The organism is Paenarthrobacter sp. 10L412, from assembly GCF_056395565.1.
This window is the reverse complement of record NZ_JBFTJT010000019.1, coordinates 68,398-88,016: the sequence shown is the minus strand read 5'-3', so window position 1 is coordinate 88,016 and position 19,619 is coordinate 68,398. Positions and strand designations below refer to the sequence as shown.

The following is a 19,619-nucleotide window of genomic DNA, read 5'->3' as shown; positions in this document are numbered from 1 at the left end:
GGCTGCGCCATGCCCACCCCTCCTGCCATGATCGGAATTGCATTGTCCAAGAAGGATGAGAAGACCCACAAGAACGCTCCGCTGATCGGAATCGACATCGGCGGCACGGGCATCAAAGGCGGCATCGTCGACCTCAAGAAGGGCAAGCTGATCGGCGAACGCTTCCGGGTTCCCACGCCGCAGCCGGCCACCCCCGAAGCAGTTGCCGAAGTTGTGGCAGAGATCGTCGAAGAACTTTCCAGCCGCCCCGACGCCCCTGCCGCTGATTCCCCTGTGGGTGTCACGTTCCCGGGCATCATCCAGCACGGCGTGGTCAACTCTGCCGCAAATGTGGACAAGTCCTGGCTGGGCACCGACATCGACAAGAAGTTTACTGACCGTCTGGGCCGTCCCGTCGAAGTCATCAACGATGCCGACGCCGCGGGCCTCGCAGAGGCCCGCTATGGCGCCGGCGAGGGCGTGGACGGCACCGTCCTCGTCATCACGCTTGGCACGGGAATCGGCTCCGCCTTCATCTTCAACGGTCAATTGGTTCCCAACGCCGAGCTCGGCCACCTTGAGGTGGACGGATTCGACGCCGAAACCAAGGCCTCAGCCGTGGCCCGCGAACGCGATGGCTTGAGCTGGGACGAATACGGCGTCCTGCTCAACCGCTACCTGCAGCACGTCGAGTTCCTGTTCTCCCCCGAACTTTTCATTATCGGCGGCGGCATCTCCAAGCGCTCGGATGAATACTTCCCGCACCTGCAATTGCGCACCAACATTGTCACCGCCAAGTTGAAGAACGACGCCGGCATCGTGGGCGCCGCCCTTGAGGTCGCTTTGCACCACAAACTCGCCAAGTAGCCGCGAAGTGACTGTGGACAACGACGCCATAGCTGGAATCGCGATCGTAACGGGCGCCAGCCGCGGAATTGGCGCGGCAGTTGCAAACGCGGCGGCACGTTCCGGCTATGGCGTCGTGGTCAACTACTCCCTGGATGCCGAGGGTGCTGATGCGGTGGTGAAGGACATCCAGGCACAGGGGGGCAAGGCGGTGGCCGTGCAGGGCGACGTCAGCCAGCCCGCCGACGTCGGGCGTCTGTTCGACGCAGCTGCAGCTTGGGGTCCGGTAACAGCGGTCATCAACAATGCGGCTATTACGGGCAATCTGATTGGAACGCTGGCCGACGTGCCTGTAGAGACAGTGCAGCGCGTCATGGATGTGAACGTCGCCGGCATGATCTTCATGTGCCAGGAAGCAGTCCGAAGACTATCTACCGACCACGGCGGCCCGGGTGGTTCCATCATCAACATCTCCTCGACGGCAACGAAAGCGGGCTCCCCCGGGACATGGGTTCACTATGCGGCGTCGAAAGGTGCCGTGGACGTTTTGACGGTGGGCCTGGCAGCGGAAGTGGCAAAGCAGGGCATTCGTGTCAACGCCGTGGCTCCCGGCAGCACCAACACCGGACTCCACGCAGCTGCAGGAATGCCCGACCGCGTTGAGCGGCTCAATCCAACCATTCCCATGGGCCGGGGCGCTGAACCTGAAGAGGTGGCAGCAGCTGTGATGTGGTTAATGTCCGGCGAGGCCGGCTACATTACTGGAGCAGTCCTCCCCGTATCCGGCGGCCGCTAGAGCTGGCTTTTCTCGGAGCCTTTAGCTTCCTTGGCCCCGGCTTTGGCTTGCGTCCCGGCTTTAGCCTGGGCTTGGGCCTCATGCCGTAACAAGGATATTGCGGATTCGAAGTCCTCGAGCGACTCAAATGCTTGATAGACGCTCGCGAACCGCAGGTAGGCCACCTCATCCAGTTTCCGCAACGGACCGAGAATGGCCAGGCCTACTTCGTGAGCGTCGATTTCAGCGGCACCCGAAGAGCGGATGTTCTCCTCGACTTCCTGCGCCAGCATGGCGAGATCGTCTTCGGTGACAGGGCGGCCTTGGCACGCTTTCCGCACACCGCTGATGACTTTGATGCGGCTGAACGGCTCTCCGACTCCTGAACGCTTGATGACGGACAGGCTGGTGGTTTCCACCGTGGTGAAGCGTCGCCCGCACTCAGGGCATTGCCGGCGGCGCCGGATGGAAGTTCCGTCGTCGGCCATGCGGCTGTCAACGACGCGTGAGTCAGGATTCCGGCAGAACGGACAGTACACGCTGGGCCTCCCCTGATCAGTTCCGGCCCGCGTTCTTTCGGCAGGGTGCCGAAAACGCAAAGGTGCCGGAAGATTCTCTTCCGGCACCAGTTTACGTTCGATGACACTGTAATGACAAGCTTGTAATTACTACATGTAGTGGTGTTGACCCGTATATGTTGTGGTCAGGCCCCGTTTAGCGTGTGGTGGTTTCCATGTCAGCTTCGCCCGCTGAAGCGGATCCTGACCGCATCCCCATGGCCTGGAAGATCCTCGGCCCCAGCCAAACTCACGATGTGGCCACTGACCTGCTCCAGAGCCGCACGGTTGTAATTGATGACCTGCACTGCGCGCAGGAAGGTGGTGACGTTCAGTCCCGAGGAGAAGGCAGCGGTACCGCTGGTGGGCAGCACGTGATTGGACCCTGCACAATAATCGCCAAGGCTCACGGGACTGTAGTCCCCCACGAAAATGGCGCCTGCGTTGCGGATCCGCGCCGCCACCGCCGGTGCGTCCGCCGTCATGATCTCAAGGTGCTCAGCGGCGTAGGCATTGCACACCGCAATCCCCTGTTCCAGGTCATCCACCAGCACTACACCCGATTGCGGACCGGAGAGTGCCTCAAGGACGCGCACGCTGTGCTTCGTGGCGGCTGCTTGGCGTGCCAATTCACCCACGACGGCGTCCGCCAGGTCAGCGGAGTCCGTCACCAGGACAGAGGCGGCTTTGGGATCGTGCTCGGCCTGGCTGATGAGATCCGCAGCCACCAGCGCGGGCTGGGCAGTGGAATCGGCCAGGATAGCGATCTCAGTAGTTCCTGCCTCGGAATCGATGCCAACGACTCCCTTCACCAGCCTCTTGGCAGTGGCGACGAAAATATTGCCAGGCCCCGTGACGAGATCCACAGGCTCGATAGGAGGTACTCCCTCCGAACCGGGGATGCCGTAGGCAAACGAAATGATTGCCTGGGCACCGCCAATTGCGTAGACCTCATCGATTCCCAGCAGCGCTGCCGCCGCAAGGATGGTTGGGTGCGGGAGGCCGCCGAAGTCCTTTTGAGGCGGCGAAGCCAGGGCGATGGATTCGACACCTGCAGCCACGGCCGGAACAACGTTCATGATCACGGAGGAGGCCAGGGGCGCGAGACCACCCGGGACATACAGCCCAACACGCCCCACGGGAATCCAGTTCTGGCTGACAACCGCGCCATCAGCCAAAGCGACGTCAACATTGGCTGGACGCTGCTGATCGGCGAACTGCCTGGCCCGGCTGATCGACTCTTCCAGCGCGGCGCGGACAGTGGGATCAATGTCAGCCAGGGCCTTGGCCAGTGCCTCCGCCGGTACGCGCGGGTGGGACTGTTCAACGCCGTCGAAGTTCCTTGCAAGTTCAGTCAGAGCGGCAAAACCGCGGCTGCGGACGGCTCCCATAATGTCCAGGACCCTCTGCTCCGCATCTGCCATCGTCTGATGCTTCGCCCTGGGTACCGCAGCGCGCAGCTCAGCCAGCGAGAGGTGGCGGCCGCGGAAATCGATACTGCGGAAGTTCAAGGATGCAGCGGCAGGGGCGGAGGTATCCGAAGAAGTGGTCACCCGGCTATTTTACGGGCTTCCTGGAAAGAACCCCGAACAGCGCAAGTACGAACGTCACGAAGGCGATAGCGCCGGGCCACAGGACGAGGACGGCGTAGGAGCGAAGGGTGAAACCGTAGTCCGCACCCAGGGAAGGGTCCGGAGCGGGACCCCATAGCTGCGCTGCAACCAAGCCCACCACCCAGGCAACCGCTGCGCCGGCCGCGCCCCCTGCCAGCGCCAACGCCAACCGCCTGCCGATCCCAGTCCCCTGGAGCTTTCCGTCGAGCATGAGACCGGTGACACACCCGGCCACCAACATCAGCCCGGCAAGGACCAAGTCGCGCGGCAACCACGAATCAGGGTTTGCAGGATTTGCCAGTTCGGGGTTGCCCGATACCAGGTTTCCTCCGCCCGGCGCCAGGATCCACCAAAGAATGCCTATGACCACCCCCGCTGCCGCAGGCAGGACAAGCCACAGGGCGTCCCGCGAACGCCAGCGAGTTGCGGCGTCGGGCTGGACTTCCGCGGGAACGTGCACAGTGGGCTCAGTCATGGAACTCACATTAACAAAGGTTCACGTGTGCTCATTAAAATGGAGAAGTGGGGCACAGGGAGGAATACCCTGAGAGGAAGACGGCCCCGACCCCAGTTCCAGGAGATTCATCAACGTGGCAAGCGAACTATCCGGTTTCGAAAAGACGTTCAGGGAAATGTTTCGCCGCCATGCCGCCGGGGTGGCCATCATCACAGCCAACCTGAATGGCAAGCCCTTCGGCTTCACTGCCACTTCCGTTGCATCCCTGTCCGCCGAACCGCCACGTTTCACCTTCAACATGGCCCGAAGCTCAAGTTCCTGGCCCGCCATCGCCAATGCCAACTACATTGGCGTGCACATGCTCGGACTGGAGAACCAGGCGCTGGCAGATCGCTTCGCCAAGACGCGGGACCGCTTCGAAGGAGACCACTGGGAGCCAGGTCCGTACGATGTCCCCATTCTCAAGGACGTCGCAGGTTGGCTGGTGGGAAAGATCCAAATGCGGTTGTCGTTTGAAAACAACGCTGTGGTGGTCGTGGAGGTCGTGGATGGCCAGGTGGGCGACGACGGCGCTCCCCTGCTCTATCACGGTGGCGGCTACAGCCAGCCGAGGCCGCTGGACTACGAAATCTAGCCTTCTCCAGGATTCCGGCCTTCCAGTGCGCTAATTATCCAGGCAGGCCGGACCCAACAGGACCTTCAGGTCGCCAAAGAGCGATGGGCTGGGGTTGACCCGCATATGCACGGGAAGCCCCATGACCTCAACTTTGGTGTCCCCCATGAGCTTGAGCCGGACCTCGGAGTTGCCCCGATGTGTCCGCAGCACATCCCGAAGGTCAGTAACCACTGCCTCGGTGGCCTTGAACGTTGGAATGGTGATCACCACCGGTCCGTTCACGCTCTCACTGAGATCCGGTACCGAGAGTTCCATGCAGTTCAGCGTCACGGCTCCATCGTCCCTGCGCTGCAGGCGACCCTTGACCACCACGATCAGGTCTTCAGCCAGGACGGAGGCGATGGGCCCGTACACCTGGCCGAAGAACATGACCTCCATGGAGCCGCCCAGGTCTTCAATTTCCGCACGGGCGTAGGCGTTGCCACTGGCCTTGGCGATCCTACGGCTCAACGAGGTGATCATGCCCGCGATGGTGACTATCGCGCCGTCGTGCGGTCCGTCCTCGGCGATGATCGAGGTAATGGACTGCTCCGCATGCTGGCTGAGGACGCCTTCCAAGCCTTGCAAGGGGTGGTCCGAAACATAGAGACCCAGCATGTCGCGCTCGAAGGACAGCTTGTCCTTCTTCTCCCATTCCGGGAGGTCCGGAATTTCTGTGGTCAGCGAAGCCTCAGGTTCCTGGTCCTCGAAGCCGGCGAAGAGATCGAACTGGCCGATTGCCTCGTTGCGCTTGAGGGTGATGACGGAGTCGATGGCCTCTTCGTGGATCATGGCCAAAGCACGGCGATGGTGTCCCAGTGAGTCGAAGGCACCAGCCTTGATCAAGGATTCGATGGTGCGCTTGTTGCAGACAACTGCAGGGACCTTCATTAGGAAGTCCTTGAAGGATGTGTAGCTGCCTTCCGTGGTCCGCGCAGAGACCATGGCTTCCACCACGTTCACGCCGACGTTTCGGATGGCCCCCATGCCGAAGCGGATGTCCGTTCCCACAGGAGTGAAGTTCAACGAGGATTCATTGACATCCGGCGGAAGAACGGTGATGCCCATCCGGCGGCACTCGTTGAGGTAGATAGCGGACTTGTCCTTGTCATCACCGACGGACGTGAGCAGGGCAGCCATGTACTCGGGCGCATAGTGTGCCTTCAAGTAGGCAGTCCAGTAAGAAATGACCCCGTAGGCGGCCGAGTGCGCTTTGTTGAAGGCGTAGTCGGAGAACGGAAGCAGAATGTCCCAGAGCGTCTTGACGGCGGCCATGGAGTAGCCGTTGTCCTGCATGCCTTGGGAGAACCCGGCGAACTGCTTGTCCAGCTCCGACTTCTTCTTCTTGCCCATGGCACGGCGCAGGATGTCCGCTTGGCCCAGCGAGTAGCCGGCCAGCTTCTGCGCCACCGCCATAACCTGTTCCTGGTACACGATCAGGCCGAATGTCCCACCCAGGATTTCCTTGAGCGGTTCTTCCAACTCCGGGTGGATGGGAATTACTTCCTGGATCCCGTTTTTGCGCAGGGCGTAGTCGGTGTGGGCGTTGGCGCCCATGGGTCCGGGGCGATATAGCGCCAGGACGGCCGAGATGTCTTCAAAGTTGTCAGGCTTCATGAGCTTGAGGAGGGACCGCATGGGTCCACCATCGAGCTGGAACACACCCAGGGTGTCACCGCGCGCCAGGAGCTCGTACGACGCAGCGTCGTCGAGTTCCAGGTTTTCCAGGTCCAGGTCAACGCCGCGGTTCATCTTGATGTTTTCCAGGGCATCCGAAATGATCGTCAGGTTTCGGAGGCCCAGGAAGTCCATCTTGATCAGGCCGAGGCCTTCGGACGTCGGGTAATCGAACTGGGTGATGACCTGGCCGTCCTGGAAACGGCGCATGACAGGGATGACATCAATGATGGGATCCGAGGACATGATGACGCCGGCCGCGTGAACACCCCACTGGCGCTTCAGTCCCTCAATACCCAGCGCAGTCTCAAAGACTTTGGCGGCCTCGGGATCGGTGGCGATCAGCTGGCGGAAATCTCCTGCTTCGCTGTAGCGCTTGGATTCCGGGTTCTGAATATCGGCCAAGGGAATGTCCTTGGCCATCACGGCAGGCGGAAGGGCCTTGGTCAGCTGCTCGCCCATGCTGAACGGGTAGCCGAGCACACGGGAGGAGTCCTTGAGCGCCTGCTTGGTCTTGATGGTTCCATACGTGACGATCATCGCCACGCGCTCGTCGCCGTACTTCTTGGTGACATAGTCAATCACCTCGGAGCGGCGGCGATCATCGAAGTCGACATCGAAGTCAGGCATCGAGACACGGTCCGGGTTGAGGAAGCGTTCGAAGATCAGGCCGTGCTGGAGCGGATCAAGGTCAGTAATACGCATGGCGTAGGCCACCATGGAGCCTGCACCGGAACCACGCCCCGGACCAACGCGGATCCCGTTGTTCTTGGCCCAGTTGATGAAGTCGGCGACCACCAGGAAGTACCCGGGGAAGCCCATGGAAGTGATGACGCCGAGTTCGTAGTCAGCCTGCTTGCGCACCTTGTCCGGAATGCCTTGGGGATAGCGGTACTTAAGGCCGGTGTCTACTTCCTTGACCAGCCAGGAGGTTTCGTCCTCGCCTGGCGGGCAAGGGAAGCGCGGCATGTAGTTGGCGTCGGTGTTGAAGGACACCTCACAGCGCTCTGCAATGAGCAGCGTGTTATCGCATGCATCCGGGTGATCGCGGAAAAGCTCACGCATTTCCTGCGGGGATTTCAGGTAGTAGCCGCTGCCGGAGAAGGCAAACCTGGATCCGCCATTATCGTACGTGGGCTCAAGGAGCGTGGAACCGGACTGAATGGCCAGCAGTGCCTCGTGGGCCTTGGCATCGTGCTCGTGCGTGTAGTGGAGGTCATTCGTGGCTACCAAGGGAAGGTTCAGGTCCTTGGCCAGGCGCAGGAGGTCTCCTGTGACGCGGCGTTCAATGTCCAGGCCATGGTCCATCAGTTCGCAGAAATAGTTCTCCGCGCCAAAGATGTCCCTGAATTCTGCCGCGGCCTCCAGCGCTTCGCGGTACTGGCCAAGCCGAAGGCGGGTCTGGACTTCACCGGATGGGCAGCCGGTAGTGGCAATGAGGCCCTCGGAGTACGTATTGAGCAATTCCCGGTCCAGGCGGGGCCACTTGCCAAAGACGGAATCCAATGAAGCAATGGACGAAGCCCGGAACAGGTTCCGCATGCCCACGTTGTTGTAGCTCAGGAGCGTCATGTGGGTATACGAGCCACCACCCGAGACGTCGTCCTTGCGCTGGCTTTCGTCACCCCAGCGCACACGCTCCTTATCCCCGCGGGCGGTACCCGGGGTTACATAGGCCTCGACGCCGATGATCGGTTTGATGCCCTTGTCGGTGGCCTTGCGCCAAAAATCGAAGGCACCAAAGAGGTAGCCGTGATCAGTGGTGGCCAGGGCCGGCATCCCCAGGCGTTCGGTTTCATCGAACAGCTCACCCAGGCGGGCCGCTCCATCCAGCATGGAGTATTCGGTGTGGGTGTGCAGGTGGACGAACGAATCATTGCTGGAAGTCACCACGACAGTCTACCGTCCCGCCCCCGACAAAATTCGGAACCCTTGGACCGGGCAGGCCCGGAAGGGTTGCCTAGGCTGCGCCCGTGGCCAGCAGGTCCAAGGCGTACTGAAGGTCCGCTGGGTAGTCGCTGGTGACTTCCACCCACTCGCCGGTCCGCGGGTGTGTGAAGCCCAGTTGCCGTGCATGAAGCCACTGCCGGGTCAGTCCCAGGTTTGCCGCGAGGCGGGGATCAGCACCGTAGGTGAGATCGCCGGCGCAAGGGTGCCGCAAGGCAGAGAAGTGGACCCTGATCTGGTGCGTCCTGCCCGTTTCCAGGTGCACCTCCACCAACGTAGCTTTACCAAAGGCTTCCAGGACCTCGTAGTGGGTCACTGAGGGCCGGCCGTCTTCGATCACCGCAAAGCGCCAGTCATGACCAGGGTGGCGGCCGATCGGGGCATCAATAGTGCCCTCGAGTGGATCCGGAAGTCCTTGGACAACCGCATGGTAGACCTTGTCCACCGTGCGCTCCTTGAAAGCCCTTTTGAGGACCGTGTAGGCATGCTCCGTCTTGGCCACCACCATCACGCCGGAAGTGCCGACGTCGAGCCTGTGGACAATGCCCGCACGCTCGGGTGCTCCCGACGTCGAAATCCGGTAGCCGGCTCCAGCCAGGCCGCCGACCACCGTGGGTCCCACCCAACCAGGCGATGGATGCGCCGCCACTCCCACTGGTTTATCGATGACAACGAATTCCTCGTCATCCAACAGGATCTTCAGGCCTTCCACAACTTCCTCCACGACTTCCAAGGGATCCGGCCGCTCGGGAACCGTGACGTCCAGCACCGCGCCCGCAATGAGCTTTGCTGATTTGCCGAGGGCCGCGCCGCCGCTGGTGACGTTGCCTTCGGCAATAAGCAGCGCCGCAGCAGAACGGGAAATGTCCAGCAACCGTGCAAGCCCGGCATCAGCCCGCGCTCCTGCAAGGTCCTCAGGTACCACAACCGACTCACTCACCGACAGTCTCCTCGCTGGAGCCTGGAGCCGGTTTGGCTGGCTTCGCTGACTTCGGTGCTGCCACTTGCCGGGTGCCATCCATGCCCACCCCGCGCAGGGTCAGCAGGCAAATGATGACAACGCCGGACACCACAGCTGAGTCTGCGATGTTGAAGATCGCAAAGTTCGGTACCTGGATGAAATCAACTACATGACCCATGGCGAAGGAGGGTTCACGGAACAACCTATCGGTCAGGTTGCCCAATGCACCACCGAGCAGCAGCCCAAGTGACAATGCCCACCAGGCAGAGCCGAGCCGTCGCAACTGCAAAAGGATGGCAACGGAGACGCCGGCCATGACAATCGTGAAGATCCACGTGACGTTCTCACCGATGGAAAAAGCTGCCCCTGAATTCCGGATGTAGTACCAGTGCAGCAGTGGTGGCAGCACTGGAATGCGCTCACCTTCTATCATGGTGCTGGTCACCCAGAGCTTGGTGAACTGGTCAAAGGCATAGGCAAAAACTGCAAAACCGGCAAAAAGCCACAGCATTGCAGGACGCCATTTTCGGACGGGAAGTTCCGGCCGCGATGCGTCGTCGGTGAGGTCGTCGGTCATAGTGCTTTCGTTCGTGGAGCGTTGGGGGCTGCTGGCAGGGTGTTAACAGCAAAAGCCGGTGGCAGAGGAGACCCCAGCCACCGGCTTTCAGAATACTTGCTAAACGTCAGCGGTTGCTTCGCCGACCTCAGGGGCAGCGACGGAACCACGGGCGTCGAGGTCGCGCAGCTGGCCCTCGATGTAGGCCTTCAGGCGCGAGCGGTAGTCGCGTTCGAACCCACGGAGCTGCTCAACCTTGCGCTCCAGGACCGAACGCTGCTGCTCAAGGGCGCCAAGGATCTTACGGGACTTCTCCTGGGCGTCGTTGACGAGGCTGGAAGCCTCGATCTGCGCCTCAGCGATAATCTTTTCCTTCTGCTGTGCACCGTCGGCCACGTGTTTGTCGTGCATCTGCTGCGCCATGGCCAACAGGCCTGCAGCGGACTCAGCGGTAGGCGTAACACCGTTGCTGGGAGCCGGTGCCTTGGCGGCAGCAGCCGCAGCGGCCTGCTCGGCTTCCTTCTTCTTGGCAGCCTCAGCAGCCTTCGCTTCGGCTTCCGCCTTGGCCTCGGCTTCCTTGTCCACCTTGACCGGGGCCGGAACCTTCTCGACGACCGGAGCCGCAGCAGTTGCCGCGGGCACAGCCGAGCCAGCTTCGCCGAGCTTCTTGCGAAGTTCGTCGTTCTCCTGGTTCAGGCGGCGCAGTTCAACCACGATCTCGTCGAGGAAGTCATCTACCTCGTCCTGGTCGTAGCCTTCGCGGAACTTGGTCGGCTGAAAGCGCTTGTTGACAACGTCTTCTGGCGTCAAAGCCATCTGGTCACCTCGTTGGTCTAGTTAGTCAGTAGGCCTTCCGGCCGTTCAAAACTACGGTACCTAAATATCATCTGGTTCCTCCAATTCAACACCATCGTGTTGAATTGGAGAATTTGCGGGCCCTCGGACCCTTGCGAGCCCCCGGTTCCGCGGTACAGCATCACTGCGCAGCTACGCCAGGCTGTTGCTCACCGCCATGGCGATGCTCACGGCGATAATCAGGATCAGGAAGCCGAGGTCCAAGGAGATTCCACCCAGTTGCAGTGGCGGTATCAACCTGCGAAGCCTCCTCAGTGGTGGGTCTGTCACAGAGTAGACAACATGGGCTGTTACCAATGCCACACCGCGGGGCCGCCATTGACGGGCGAACATCTGAACCCATTCGAAGATCAGCCTGATGATGAGGGCAATGAAAAACAGCAACAACACAATATAGATAAGGCCGAAAACAATGCCCACGAGTTAGCTCAGATCTCCCACTTGTTCCGGAATGCCGATCAGTCCCTGCTCTTGAAACGCCGATCGGTCCTTACTATTGCAACACAGATGCCAGGCAGGTTGACCCGCCTGGCATCCTCGTAGCGATCGTTCTTAGCTCTGGTTAAAGAAGCTGGCCTGCGTTTCGCTGGCCTTCTTGTCGTCCCCGATGACTTCAACATACGACGGCGACAACAGGAAGACCTTATTGGTCACCCTCTCGATGCTGCCATGGAGGCCAAAGACCAAACCGGCCGAGAAATCCACCAGACGCTTGGCATCTGCCTCGCCCATATCGGTGACGTTCATGATCACGGGAATGCCATCCCGGAAGCTCTCGCCAATAATCTTGGCGTCGTTATAGGAACGCGGATGAACTGTGGTGATCTGCCTCAAACCCGAGGCATCTTCGCGGCTCGACGCCGCACGCTTAATGGGTGTCACGGGTGCGCGGTATTCCTCTTCGGCGTCAACAGTGGGCATTTCACGGACAACTTCCCGGACGGGTGCAGGAGCTCGGCGCTCTTCCCGGTCCTGTGCCTGGGGGCGTTCTTCGTCGTGGTGCGCGACGGCCTGCTCAGATTCGTAGTGTTCATCGCCGTCGGCGAGCCCAAGATAGATCATTGTCTTGCGCAGAGCGCCAGCCATGGTGCACTCCTATCGTTTCTGCAGTAGGCGGGCCGCCATGACTTGACATATTGGAACCCCGGCCCGTCATTCCAATACTTTGACGCTACCCCACGGCCGGACGCGAACCGAGAATATCGGAGCCAATTCTCAGGTGTGTCGCCCCGAACCTGATAGCGGCCTCAAGGTCCTGGCTCATCCCTGCTGATATCCCTGAAGCAGCCGGATGATTGGTCCGCAGTTCCGCGGAGACAACCGCAAGTCGTTCAAAGGCCGCTTCGGGATCGGTCCCCAGCGGGGCCACAGCCATCACCCCGGCGAGCCTCAGTCCTGGTGCGGAAGCGATCATTGCTGCCAGGGATTCCACTTCTGAGGGCCGGGCCCCACCACGGTGCGCCCCGGCGTCGTCATCCAAACTGACTTGGATGTAGCACACAAGGTCATTCCGCCCCGTGACGTCCTGTTCACGTACGATTGCCTTTTCAAGTGCCTCGATCACCTGGGGACGATCTACTGACTGCACCGAGTAGGCGTATTTGGCCACTGATTTCGCTTTTTTGCTCTGCAACTGGCCAATGAAGTGCCATCGGACGTCCAGGTCGGTGAGTTCGGCGCTTTTGCCTGCAGCCTCCTGGTCCCGGTTCTCGCCGAAATCCCGGACGCCCAGCGTGGACAGTCGCCGGACATCAGCTGCCGGGTGGAACTTGGTCACGACGATCAGCCCGGGCCGATCTACACGTCCCGCCGCAGCCGTCGCCGCCGAAATCCGTGTCTGGACAATCTCGAGCCGCCGGGCGAGTTCAGCGGTGCGGGCATCCGAAGCTGCGACGCCGGACTGGGCGTCGTCGTGTACGTGGCTAGTCATGCGTCCACACCAAACCTGCGAATCGACCCGTACGGGAATCCCGCCGGTAGGAAAAAAGGGAGTCATTTTCCAGGGTGCACTCCCCTGAATATTCAACGGTGACGCCGCCTTCGGCCAGCTGGGCGCGCACACCGGCTGGAAGATCCAAGGCCGGCGTTCCCCACGATGTACTCGACCAGGCAGCAGGTGCCACCGCGGCAACTTCTTCACGAAGCTGCTCGGGAACCTCATAGCAGGAGCCACAAATAGAGGGCCCCAGCCAGGCACTGATATTGAGGGCACCCAGCTTGCGCATCTCGTTGACGGTTGCCGGGACAACGGCGGAGGCTACGCCTGGCCGTCCTGCGTGCGCGACAGCGATGAGGGGACCGTTATCGCCTGCATCTCCAACGAGGACCACAGGAACACAATCAGCCACCATGACGGACAATGGCTGGGGAGCCTGGCTACCCGAAGACATTGAGACCATTGCATCCGCAGTGGGACCGGGACCGTAGCTCGAAATAAGCGCGACCTCATTGCCATGGACCTGGTCCATGTACTGAAAGCTACGGTTACCCAGGTTTGCAGCATCGTCCAACCGGGCACGACGCGCAGTCACATCCCCGGGGTTGTCCCCCACGTGGAGGGCCAGGTTCCCGGCGCCTGTGTCCGTGAAAGCAACAGAAACGCCGGGCTGTACTTCATTGCGCCACCAAAACACGGGATATTGACTCTCGAAGCCCGCTTACTTCAGGAAATCGGGAACGTCGAGGTCGTCCGAGCGGCTGCCGGACAGGTCCGGCTCCACAACGGCCGGAAGGTCGACGTCGAAGCCGGAGTCCGCGGGGAGAGCCGACGGACGCTGCTGGCCCCAGTTGCTCAGGCCTGCGGCGCCGATGCCTGCAGTTGCATGCTGCGGCGCGTTTGCGCTGGAAGGAGCCGTGCTTGGCGCAGCAGGACGCTCGGCAGGCACGGGGTTCTGCGCGGGACGCGACTGGTCCATGGACGGAGAGGTTGCCTTGACGTCGTCGAATCCGGCGGCGATGACGGTGACACGGGCTTCGTCGCCGAGGGCGTCGTCGATGACCGCACCGAAGATGATGTTCGCTTCCGGGTGCGCGACTTCCTGCACAAGGCGGGCTGCCTCATTGATTTCGAACAAGCCGAGGTCTGAACCACCCTGGATGGACAACAGCACGCCATGCGCGCCGTCGATGGAGGCTTCCAGGAGTGGCGAAGCGATGGCCAGCTCGGCAGCCTTCACTGCGCGGTCTTCGCCACGGGCGGATCCGATACCCATGAGCGCAGAGCCGGCACCCTGCATGACGGATTTGACGTCGGCGAAGTCGAGGTTGATGAGGCCCGGGGTGGTGATGAGGTCCGTAATGCCCTGGACACCGGAAAGCAGTACCTGGTCAGCGGAGCGGAAAGCGTCCAGGACGGAGACGTTGCGATCGCTGATGGACAGGAGGCGGTCGTTGGGGATGACGATCAGGGTGTCGACTTCGTCACGCAGGGCATCGATACCGGCTTCGGCGGAACCTGCACGACGGCGGCCCTCGAAAGTGAAGGGGCGGGTCACCACGCCAATGGTCAGCGCACCCAGGGAGCGGGCGATGCGCGCGACTACAGGGGCTCCACCAGTGCCGGTGCCGCCACCTTCGCCGGCTGTCACGAAGACCATGTCAGCGCCGCGGAGAACTTCTTCGATCTCGTCAGCGTGGTCTTCAGCGGCCTGCTTGCCGACCTCGGGATTGGCTCCGGCGCCAAGGCCGCGCGTGAGCTCACGACCGACGTCGAGCTTGACGTCGGCATCGCTCATGAGGAGCGCTTGCGCGTCAGTGTTGATGGCAATGAACTCGACGCCCCGGAGGCCGACCTCGATCATGCGGTTGACTGCGTTCACGCCACCGCCGCCGATGCCGACGACCTTGATGACGGCCAAGTAATTCTGCGGTGCTGCCACGTTTCGTGCCCCTTGCTTGTGTCCTATAGCGAAACTGATCGAGTCCAACTTGAATACTTGGACCTTAACCCTCTAGTTGAAGGTTATAGTTATGTCAAGTAACTCTACTGCGACGGTATTTCCTCCGCTTCGCACATGCAATGACCGCTTGCGCGTGTCGCTTGATTGTCGCGAAATAAGGTCACCGAGGCCCGCAGGTTACGTGCTCAATGCTCTTTATTTGGTGAATGGATGCCGGGGCACACTGACGTCGTAGACGTTCACGGGAACTTTGGGATCCGACGGCATCTTCAGTAGTGCCTCAAGTGCCTTCGCCTTCAGTTCCTTGTCCTCGGCATTGCCCCACACTACCGTCTTTCCGTCCACCAGTTTTAGCTCAACGGCATCAGCCGACGCAGCAGACGCGGTGGACATCCTGGCGAGCACATCGGCCGGCAAAGTGTTCAGGACAGCAGCAATCGCTTTAAACAACCCAGTGTTGGTGGCACCTGCACCAGCGTCGATCAGGGGCAGCGCCACCGCAGACTGATCCTGCGTGGCTCCCAGCTGAACCCCATCCACATCCACCATCACAAACGAGTCACCTTGCTTCAACAGGGCCACCGGTACGCGCTCATTGACGTGCACCAGCAATTCCGACGGCGGCCTTGCCTCCACAGTTGCCGAACGCACCTGGATCAGGGGCTTCAGGAGCTCATTGACTTCCTGCTCGCTCACCTGCGGCAGCGGCTTGCCCTCCACACCCAACAAAGCCTTCTGCACAGCCTCCGGCGTCAGCAGCTTGGTGCCATCCACAGTGATGGTCCGGACCGCGAGCACGGGCGAATAGATGGCACCCGCTATCAGCACCGCGACGAAAGCCGTAACGATGGAGAGCGTCCACAGCAGGAGCCTGCGTTTGCGTTTGCCCTTCGGCTCGGGAAAAGCAATGACATTGTCGGCGCTGTTTTTTGGCGAAGCCTCTACTGACCGTTGGGCGCTGATGACGCTTTCCCTGGAACCGCCGGCCGGACGGCTCTTATTCTCCCGGCTGGAATCTGCCCCGGGCTTGAAGGTTGGCTTGCGGGTGCTAGCCACCCAACGCCTCCACAATCACCGGGCCATAAGCGGTGACATCGCCGGCTCCCACGGTCAGCACAATGTCCCCCTCACCAGCGGCCGCCACAACAGCTTCCACAGCTTCGTCACCAGAGACCAGCCGCCCCTGGGAGAGTCGGTCAGCAATCAACGAACTAGTGACACCGGGGATGGGGTCTTCACGGGCAGGGTAGATGTCAAGGACCAGCGCCGTGTCCGCAGCGTCCAGCGCCGATGCAAACTCCGCAGCGAATTCCCGGGTCCGTGAAAACAAATGCGGTTGGAAGAGAACGTGGACTTTGTTGCCGCCAGCCACAGAGCGGGCGGCGGACAGGGCTGCCCGCACTTCGGTTGGGTGGTGGGCGTAGTCGTCGTATACGCGCACGCCCCTCCCCTGCCCTTTGAGTTCAAAGCGCCGGGACGCACCGGTGAAGTGTCCCAGTGCAGTAGCCGCCATCCCGGGCGCTACGCCAAGCTCCAAGGCCACGGCGAACGCGGCAGCGGCATTGAGCGCGTTATGCCTTCCCGGGACCTGCAGGTCCAAGGTGTACCCGGCTCCATCCACGGCTACCGAGACATCACCCGGGCCGCCATCGTGAAGGCGGATATCGGCGTCGTGACTTGTCCCGTACGTAAGCACACGCGTGGTTCCCTTGGCGGCTGTCCGCTCCGCCAACGCGCGGGCGCCCGTGTCGTCCGCACATGCCAGAAGGACTCCGTGGGGCGGCAGGAGCGCCGCGAAGTTATCAAAGGAGGCGTAAACAGCTTCAGCGGTTCCGTAGTGGTCCAGATGGTCCGCCTCCACATTGGTGACGACGGCGATCAGCGGGCGGTAATTGAGGAACGAACCATCGGACTCGTCCGCTTCAGCCACGAAGATGTCCGAGGACCCGTGGGCCGCGTTGACTCCCAGTGCCGGGACGTTCGCGCCAATGGCGAACGACGGATCCAGTCCTGCTTCCTTGAGCAGGACCGCAACCATGGAGGTGGTAGTGGATTTGCCGTGCGTACCGGCGATGGTGACCACCCTGTGGCCGTCCATGGTCGCAGCCAATGCCTCGGAACGATGCAGCACGGGCAGACCGGCCTGACGTGCCGCAGACAACTCAGGATTGTCAGCACGGATTGCGGAGCCGGCAACAACAGTCTGGGCGTCACCCAGATTGCCGGAGTCGTATCCCACGGCAATACGGGCACCTGCTGCGGCCAGGTCATGCATGACGGGAAGGTCCTTGGCGTCCGTACCACTCACGGGAACACCGCGCGCCACCATGATCCGGGCGATGGCTGACATTCCCACGCCGCCGATGCCGATGAAATGTACTCGTCCAAGGGACTCAAGTGGTGCAATCGCGTGCGTCATGCGGATACCGCTTCCAAGACAAGATCAGCCATGCGCTGATCGGCGTTTCTGATGCCAAGGGCCTCGGACCTGCGGGCCATTTCATTCAGCCTGCCGCGATCCGACACGAGTGGAATGAGTTCTTCCTTGAGCCATTCCGGGGTGAATTCTTTGTCCTGGACCATCAGGGCACCGCCGGCCTCCACCAGGGCAGCTGCATTAAGCGCTTGCTCACCGTTACCGATAGGCAAGGGCACGAACACGGCAGGAACCCCTACTGCTGCCACTTCACTGACGGTTGCGGCCCCGGCACGGGCAAGCAGGACGTCAGCAGCAGCGTAGACATTCTCCATTCCATCCACGTACTCCACCTGCCGGTAGCCATCAGCGGTGAGGAGTCCGCCGTCGTGATCCAGAACAGCCTTGCCGGTACCGGTGATGTGCAGTGTCTGGATCCCCGCGGCTGCCAGCGCGGGCAACGCAGCAGCCACAGCGCGGTTGATGCTCAGTGCTCCGGAGGACCCGCCAGTCACGATCAAGGCAGGACGGTCCGGATTGAGGCCCAGCGAAGCCTTGGCAGCAGGCGCTGCCTCGGAGCGGTCCAGTCCTGAGATGGCGCGGCGCATGGGCATTCCCACGTGGCGGGCGCCGCGAAGGCGCGTACCGGCAAACGCCACGGCAACATGGCGGCTGAATCGTGCACCCACGCGGTTCGCCAGCCCCGCCTTCATGTTGGCTTCGTGGATCACGATAGGTGTTCCGCGCCTGCGGGCTGCCAAGTACATGGGAGTGCATACGTAGCCGCCCACACCCACCAGGACATCGGCCTGGGCGTCATCCAGGATTCGTTCCGCCTGCTTGACGGCTCCCCGCAAGCGCCCCGGAAGCTTCAGGAGATCAAGGGACGGTTTTCGTGGCAACGGGACCCGGTCAATAGTGGCGAGCTCGTACCCGGCCGCCGGGACAAGCCTGGTTTCCAGGCCCGACGGCGTGCCGACAGCCAGGATGGCAGCTTCCGGACGCTTTTCCTTGATTGCGTCCGCGATGGCCAGCAACGGACTGACATGGCCGGCCGTACCACCGCCTGCAAGCACGACGGTCAACGGCTTGGACGAGTGGGGGGAATCTGAAGTCATGAAGTGCTATTTACGCTTTCGTGCGGTCTTGGACAAACGACGCGGCAAGAGCCGGGGACGCTGTTGTGGTGGCAACTGTCCGCGGGCCAAGGACAACACTACGCCCACGCCGCACAGCGACATCACCAAGGCCGAGCCACCTGCCGAAATGAAAGGCAGCGGGACACCGATCACTGGAAGCAGTTGGGTCACCACTGCCATGTTCATGCTTGCCTGCCCCAGGAGCCACACCATGATGCCACCGGCGAGGGTGCGCTGGAACGGATCGGTCTGCCGGACAACGACACGGAAAATGGCGATGCCAAGGATGGCGAACAACACCAGGACCACAAGGGTGCCCACCAGTCCGAGTTCCTCGCCGATGATGGCAAAGATGAAGTCATTGTGGGCCTCAGGAAGCCAGTTGTACTTTTGCCGGCTCTGCCCCAGCCCAAGTCCCGTCCAACTGCCCTGCGCCAATCCGTACATGCCATTGGTGGACTGGTAGGTGAAGTCGGAATCTGCCGTGCATGAATCCCCTGCCATGCCCAGCCAAGCCGTCACCCGGCAGATCCGGTTGGGACTGATGATTGTCATGGCCGTAGCGCCAATGGCTCCGGCGACGCCCGCAATTGCCAGCATCTTCGTGGGAACCCCGGCAAAGTACAACCCCGCAGCCACAATGGCCATGACAACGATCGCGGTGCCCAGGTCATTGCCCACCAGGATCAGCCCAAGGACCAGGCCAGCCCCTGGGACCACCGGTATGATCACGTGCATCCAGCGATGAAGGTATTTCTCCTTGCGTGCCAGAACCGCTGCTATCCAAACACAAAGAACCAGCTTCGAAATTTCCGAGGGCTGGATGCTGATCCCGCCGATGTCGATCCAGTTCTGGTTGCCCAGTGTGCTGCGACCGAAAACCTGGACGAGTATCAGCAGGACCACAACGGCACCGAGTCCCCACCAGGACAGCCTCTTCATCCAGCTGACGTTGGTCCGGGAGATCAGGTACATCGCCACAAGTCCGACGACGCCAAACATCGCCTGCTTCAAGGCATCGGCGTACGGCGACTTGCCTTCAGAGATCGCTTCCACACTGGAAGCAGAGAGCACCATCATCACACCGATGGCGGTCAGGGCAAGGACGCATCCAAGAATGAGGTAGTACGTGGAGCTGTTCGGCGCTTTGCTCTTGCCTTCCAGGCCTTCCCAGAAAGAGCGGACGTGGCCCCGAAGCCCGGCGGGTTTCTTGCGGGCCGCCGGCGAAGCCTGGGCTCCGAGGTCCCCGGAAACCCTGCCGCGGCTGCGGGTGGGCGTGCTGACCAT

The 19,619-nt window shown here is 61.5% G+C and carries 19 protein-coding genes; 3 read left to right on the top strand and 16 right to left on the bottom strand.

Annotated elements, in window-relative coordinates:
• Positions 1-42: 42 nt before the first annotated feature.
• Both ppgK and AC1DD7_RS21900 read left to right on the top strand, forming a co-directional pair.
• A complete protein-coding gene (gene ppgK, locus AC1DD7_RS21905) occupies positions 43-846 on the top strand; it encodes a polyphosphate--glucose phosphotransferase (protein ID WP_477516548.1) in 804 nt (267 codons plus the stop codon).
• Positions 847-853: 7 nt separating this feature from the next.
• Positions 854-1,621 carry an SDR family oxidoreductase gene (locus AC1DD7_RS21900; protein ID WP_477516536.1) on the top strand — a complete coding sequence of 256 codons (768 nt, stop codon included), beginning with the start codon at positions 854-856 and terminating at the stop codon, positions 1,619-1,621.
• On the opposite strand, the gene nrdR is transcribed toward AC1DD7_RS21900, so the two are convergent.
• From nrdR to AC1DD7_RS21885, 3 genes are all read right to left on the bottom strand, one after another.
• Complete coding sequence (gene nrdR / locus AC1DD7_RS21895) at positions 1,618-2,139, bottom strand: transcriptional regulator NrdR (RefSeq protein ID WP_477516535.1); 522 nt, start codon at positions 2,137-2,139, stop codon at positions 1,618-1,620. The two genes, AC1DD7_RS21900 and nrdR, sit on opposite strands and share 4 nt — an antisense overlap.
• Before the next feature lie 197 nt (positions 2,140-2,336).
• Positions 2,337-3,710 carry a histidinol dehydrogenase gene (gene hisD / locus AC1DD7_RS21890; RefSeq protein WP_477516534.1) on the bottom strand — a complete coding sequence of 458 codons (1,374 nt, stop codon included), beginning with the start codon at positions 3,708-3,710 and terminating at the stop codon, positions 2,337-2,339.
• Between the two features lie 4 nt (positions 3,711-3,714).
• Entirely contained in the window at positions 3,715-4,245 is a 531-nt protein-coding gene (locus tag AC1DD7_RS21885) for a hypothetical protein (protein ID WP_477516533.1), read from the bottom strand.
• Between the two features lie 115 nt (positions 4,246-4,360).
• Between AC1DD7_RS21885 and AC1DD7_RS21880 the strand changes: the two genes are divergently transcribed.
• Positions 4,361-4,861, top strand: a complete 501-nt coding sequence (locus tag AC1DD7_RS21880; protein WP_416418636.1) for a flavin reductase family protein — start codon at positions 4,361-4,363, stop codon at positions 4,859-4,861.
• 30 nt (positions 4,862-4,891) lie between these two features.
• Here AC1DD7_RS21880 and dnaE read toward each other — a convergent pair whose 3' ends face one another.
• From dnaE to ftsW, 13 genes are all read right to left on the bottom strand, one after another.
• Complete coding sequence (gene dnaE / locus AC1DD7_RS21875; RefSeq protein ID WP_477516532.1) at positions 4,892-8,449, bottom strand: DNA polymerase III subunit alpha; 3,558 nt, start codon at positions 8,447-8,449, stop codon at positions 4,892-4,894.
• 70 nt (positions 8,450-8,519) lie between these two features.
• Positions 8,520-9,446 carry an RluA family pseudouridine synthase gene (locus AC1DD7_RS21870; RefSeq protein ID WP_477516531.1) on the bottom strand — a complete coding sequence of 309 codons (927 nt, stop codon included), beginning with the start codon at positions 9,444-9,446 and terminating at the stop codon, positions 8,520-8,522.
• Complete coding sequence (lspA, locus tag AC1DD7_RS21865; protein ID WP_477516530.1) at positions 9,439-10,044, bottom strand: signal peptidase II; 606 nt, start codon at positions 10,042-10,044, stop codon at positions 9,439-9,441. Before lspA ends, AC1DD7_RS21870 begins: the two co-directional genes overlap by 8 nt.
• A gap of 99 nt (positions 10,045-10,143) precedes the next feature.
• A complete protein-coding gene (locus AC1DD7_RS21860) occupies positions 10,144-10,839 on the bottom strand; it encodes a DivIVA domain-containing protein (protein WP_431119671.1) in 696 nt (231 codons plus the stop codon).
• Between the two features lie 171 nt (positions 10,840-11,010).
• On the bottom strand, positions 11,011-11,298 hold the full coding sequence (locus AC1DD7_RS21855; protein WP_431119670.1) for a YggT family protein: 288 nt from the start codon (positions 11,296-11,298) through the stop codon (positions 11,011-11,013).
• A 132-nt stretch (positions 11,299-11,430) separates the two neighbouring features.
• Positions 11,431-11,964 (bottom strand): cell division protein SepF, encoded by a 534-nt coding sequence (locus AC1DD7_RS21850; RefSeq protein WP_216922977.1) that lies wholly within the window; start codon positions 11,962-11,964, stop codon positions 11,431-11,433.
• Positions 11,965-12,049: 85 nt separating this feature from the next.
• The gene (locus AC1DD7_RS21845; RefSeq protein WP_477516529.1) at positions 12,050-12,808 is read right to left on the bottom strand and encodes a YggS family pyridoxal phosphate-dependent enzyme; all 759 of its coding nucleotides are present in this window, start codon (positions 12,806-12,808) and stop codon (positions 12,050-12,052) included.
• Complete coding sequence (locus AC1DD7_RS21840; RefSeq protein ID WP_477516528.1) at positions 12,801-13,511, bottom strand: purine nucleoside phosphorylase YfiH/LACC1 family protein; 711 nt, start codon at positions 13,509-13,511, stop codon at positions 12,801-12,803. The genes AC1DD7_RS21845 and AC1DD7_RS21840 overlap by 8 nt, the downstream gene beginning before the upstream one ends.
• Positions 13,512-13,535: 24 nt before the next feature.
• Positions 13,536-14,756: a cell division protein FtsZ gene (ftsZ, locus tag AC1DD7_RS21835; RefSeq protein WP_431119664.1), complete on the bottom strand. Its 1,221-nt coding sequence runs from the start codon at positions 14,754-14,756 to the stop codon at positions 13,536-13,538.
• Positions 14,757-14,972: 216 nt separating this feature from the next.
• On the bottom strand, positions 14,973-15,833 hold the full coding sequence (locus AC1DD7_RS21830; RefSeq protein ID WP_477516527.1) for a cell division protein FtsQ/DivIB: 861 nt from the start codon (positions 15,831-15,833) through the stop codon (positions 14,973-14,975).
• Positions 15,826-17,196 carry a UDP-N-acetylmuramate--L-alanine ligase gene (gene murC / locus AC1DD7_RS21825; protein WP_477516526.1) on the bottom strand — a complete coding sequence of 457 codons (1,371 nt, stop codon included), beginning with the start codon at positions 17,194-17,196 and terminating at the stop codon, positions 15,826-15,828. Before murC ends, AC1DD7_RS21830 begins: the two co-directional genes overlap by 8 nt.
• On the bottom strand, positions 17,193-18,311 hold the full coding sequence (gene murG / locus AC1DD7_RS21820; protein WP_477516525.1) for an undecaprenyldiphospho-muramoylpentapeptide beta-N-acetylglucosaminyltransferase: 1,119 nt from the start codon (positions 18,309-18,311) through the stop codon (positions 17,193-17,195). Before murG ends, murC begins: the two co-directional genes overlap by 4 nt.
• Positions 18,312-18,317: 6 nt before the next feature.
• Positions 18,318-19,619 (bottom strand): putative lipid II flippase FtsW, encoded by a 1,302-nt coding sequence (ftsW, locus tag AC1DD7_RS21815; protein ID WP_477516524.1) that lies wholly within the window; start codon positions 19,617-19,619, stop codon positions 18,318-18,320.

Bases quoted from the DNA above. Each gene is read 5' to 3' on its own strand.
- lspA (WP_477516530.1), bottom strand. From the start codon at position 10,044: ATGACCGACGACCTCACCGACGACGCATCGCGGCCGGAACTTCCCGTC.
- ftsW (WP_477516524.1), bottom strand. From the start codon at position 19,619: ATGGTCAGCACGCCCACCCGCAGCCGCGGCAGGGTTTCCGGGGACCTC.
- murG (WP_477516525.1), bottom strand. From the start codon at position 18,311: ATGACTTCAGATTCCCCCCACTCGTCCAAGCCGTTGACCGTCGTGCTT.
- murC (WP_477516526.1), bottom strand. From the start codon at position 17,196: ATGACGCACGCGATTGCACCACTTGAGTCCCTTGGACGAGTACATTTC.
- AC1DD7_RS21860 (WP_431119671.1), bottom strand. From the start codon at position 10,839: ATGGCTTTGACGCCAGAAGACGTTGTCAACAAGCGCTTTCAGCCGACC.
- AC1DD7_RS21845 (WP_477516529.1), bottom strand. From the start codon at position 12,808: ATGACTAGCCACGTACACGACGACGCCCAGTCCGGCGTCGCAGCTTCG.
- AC1DD7_RS21885 (WP_477516533.1), bottom strand. From the start codon at position 4,245: ATGACTGAGCCCACTGTGCACGTTCCCGCGGAAGTCCAGCCCGACGCC.
- AC1DD7_RS21850 (WP_216922977.1), bottom strand. From the start codon at position 11,964: ATGGCTGGCGCTCTGCGCAAGACAATGATCTATCTTGGGCTCGCCGAC.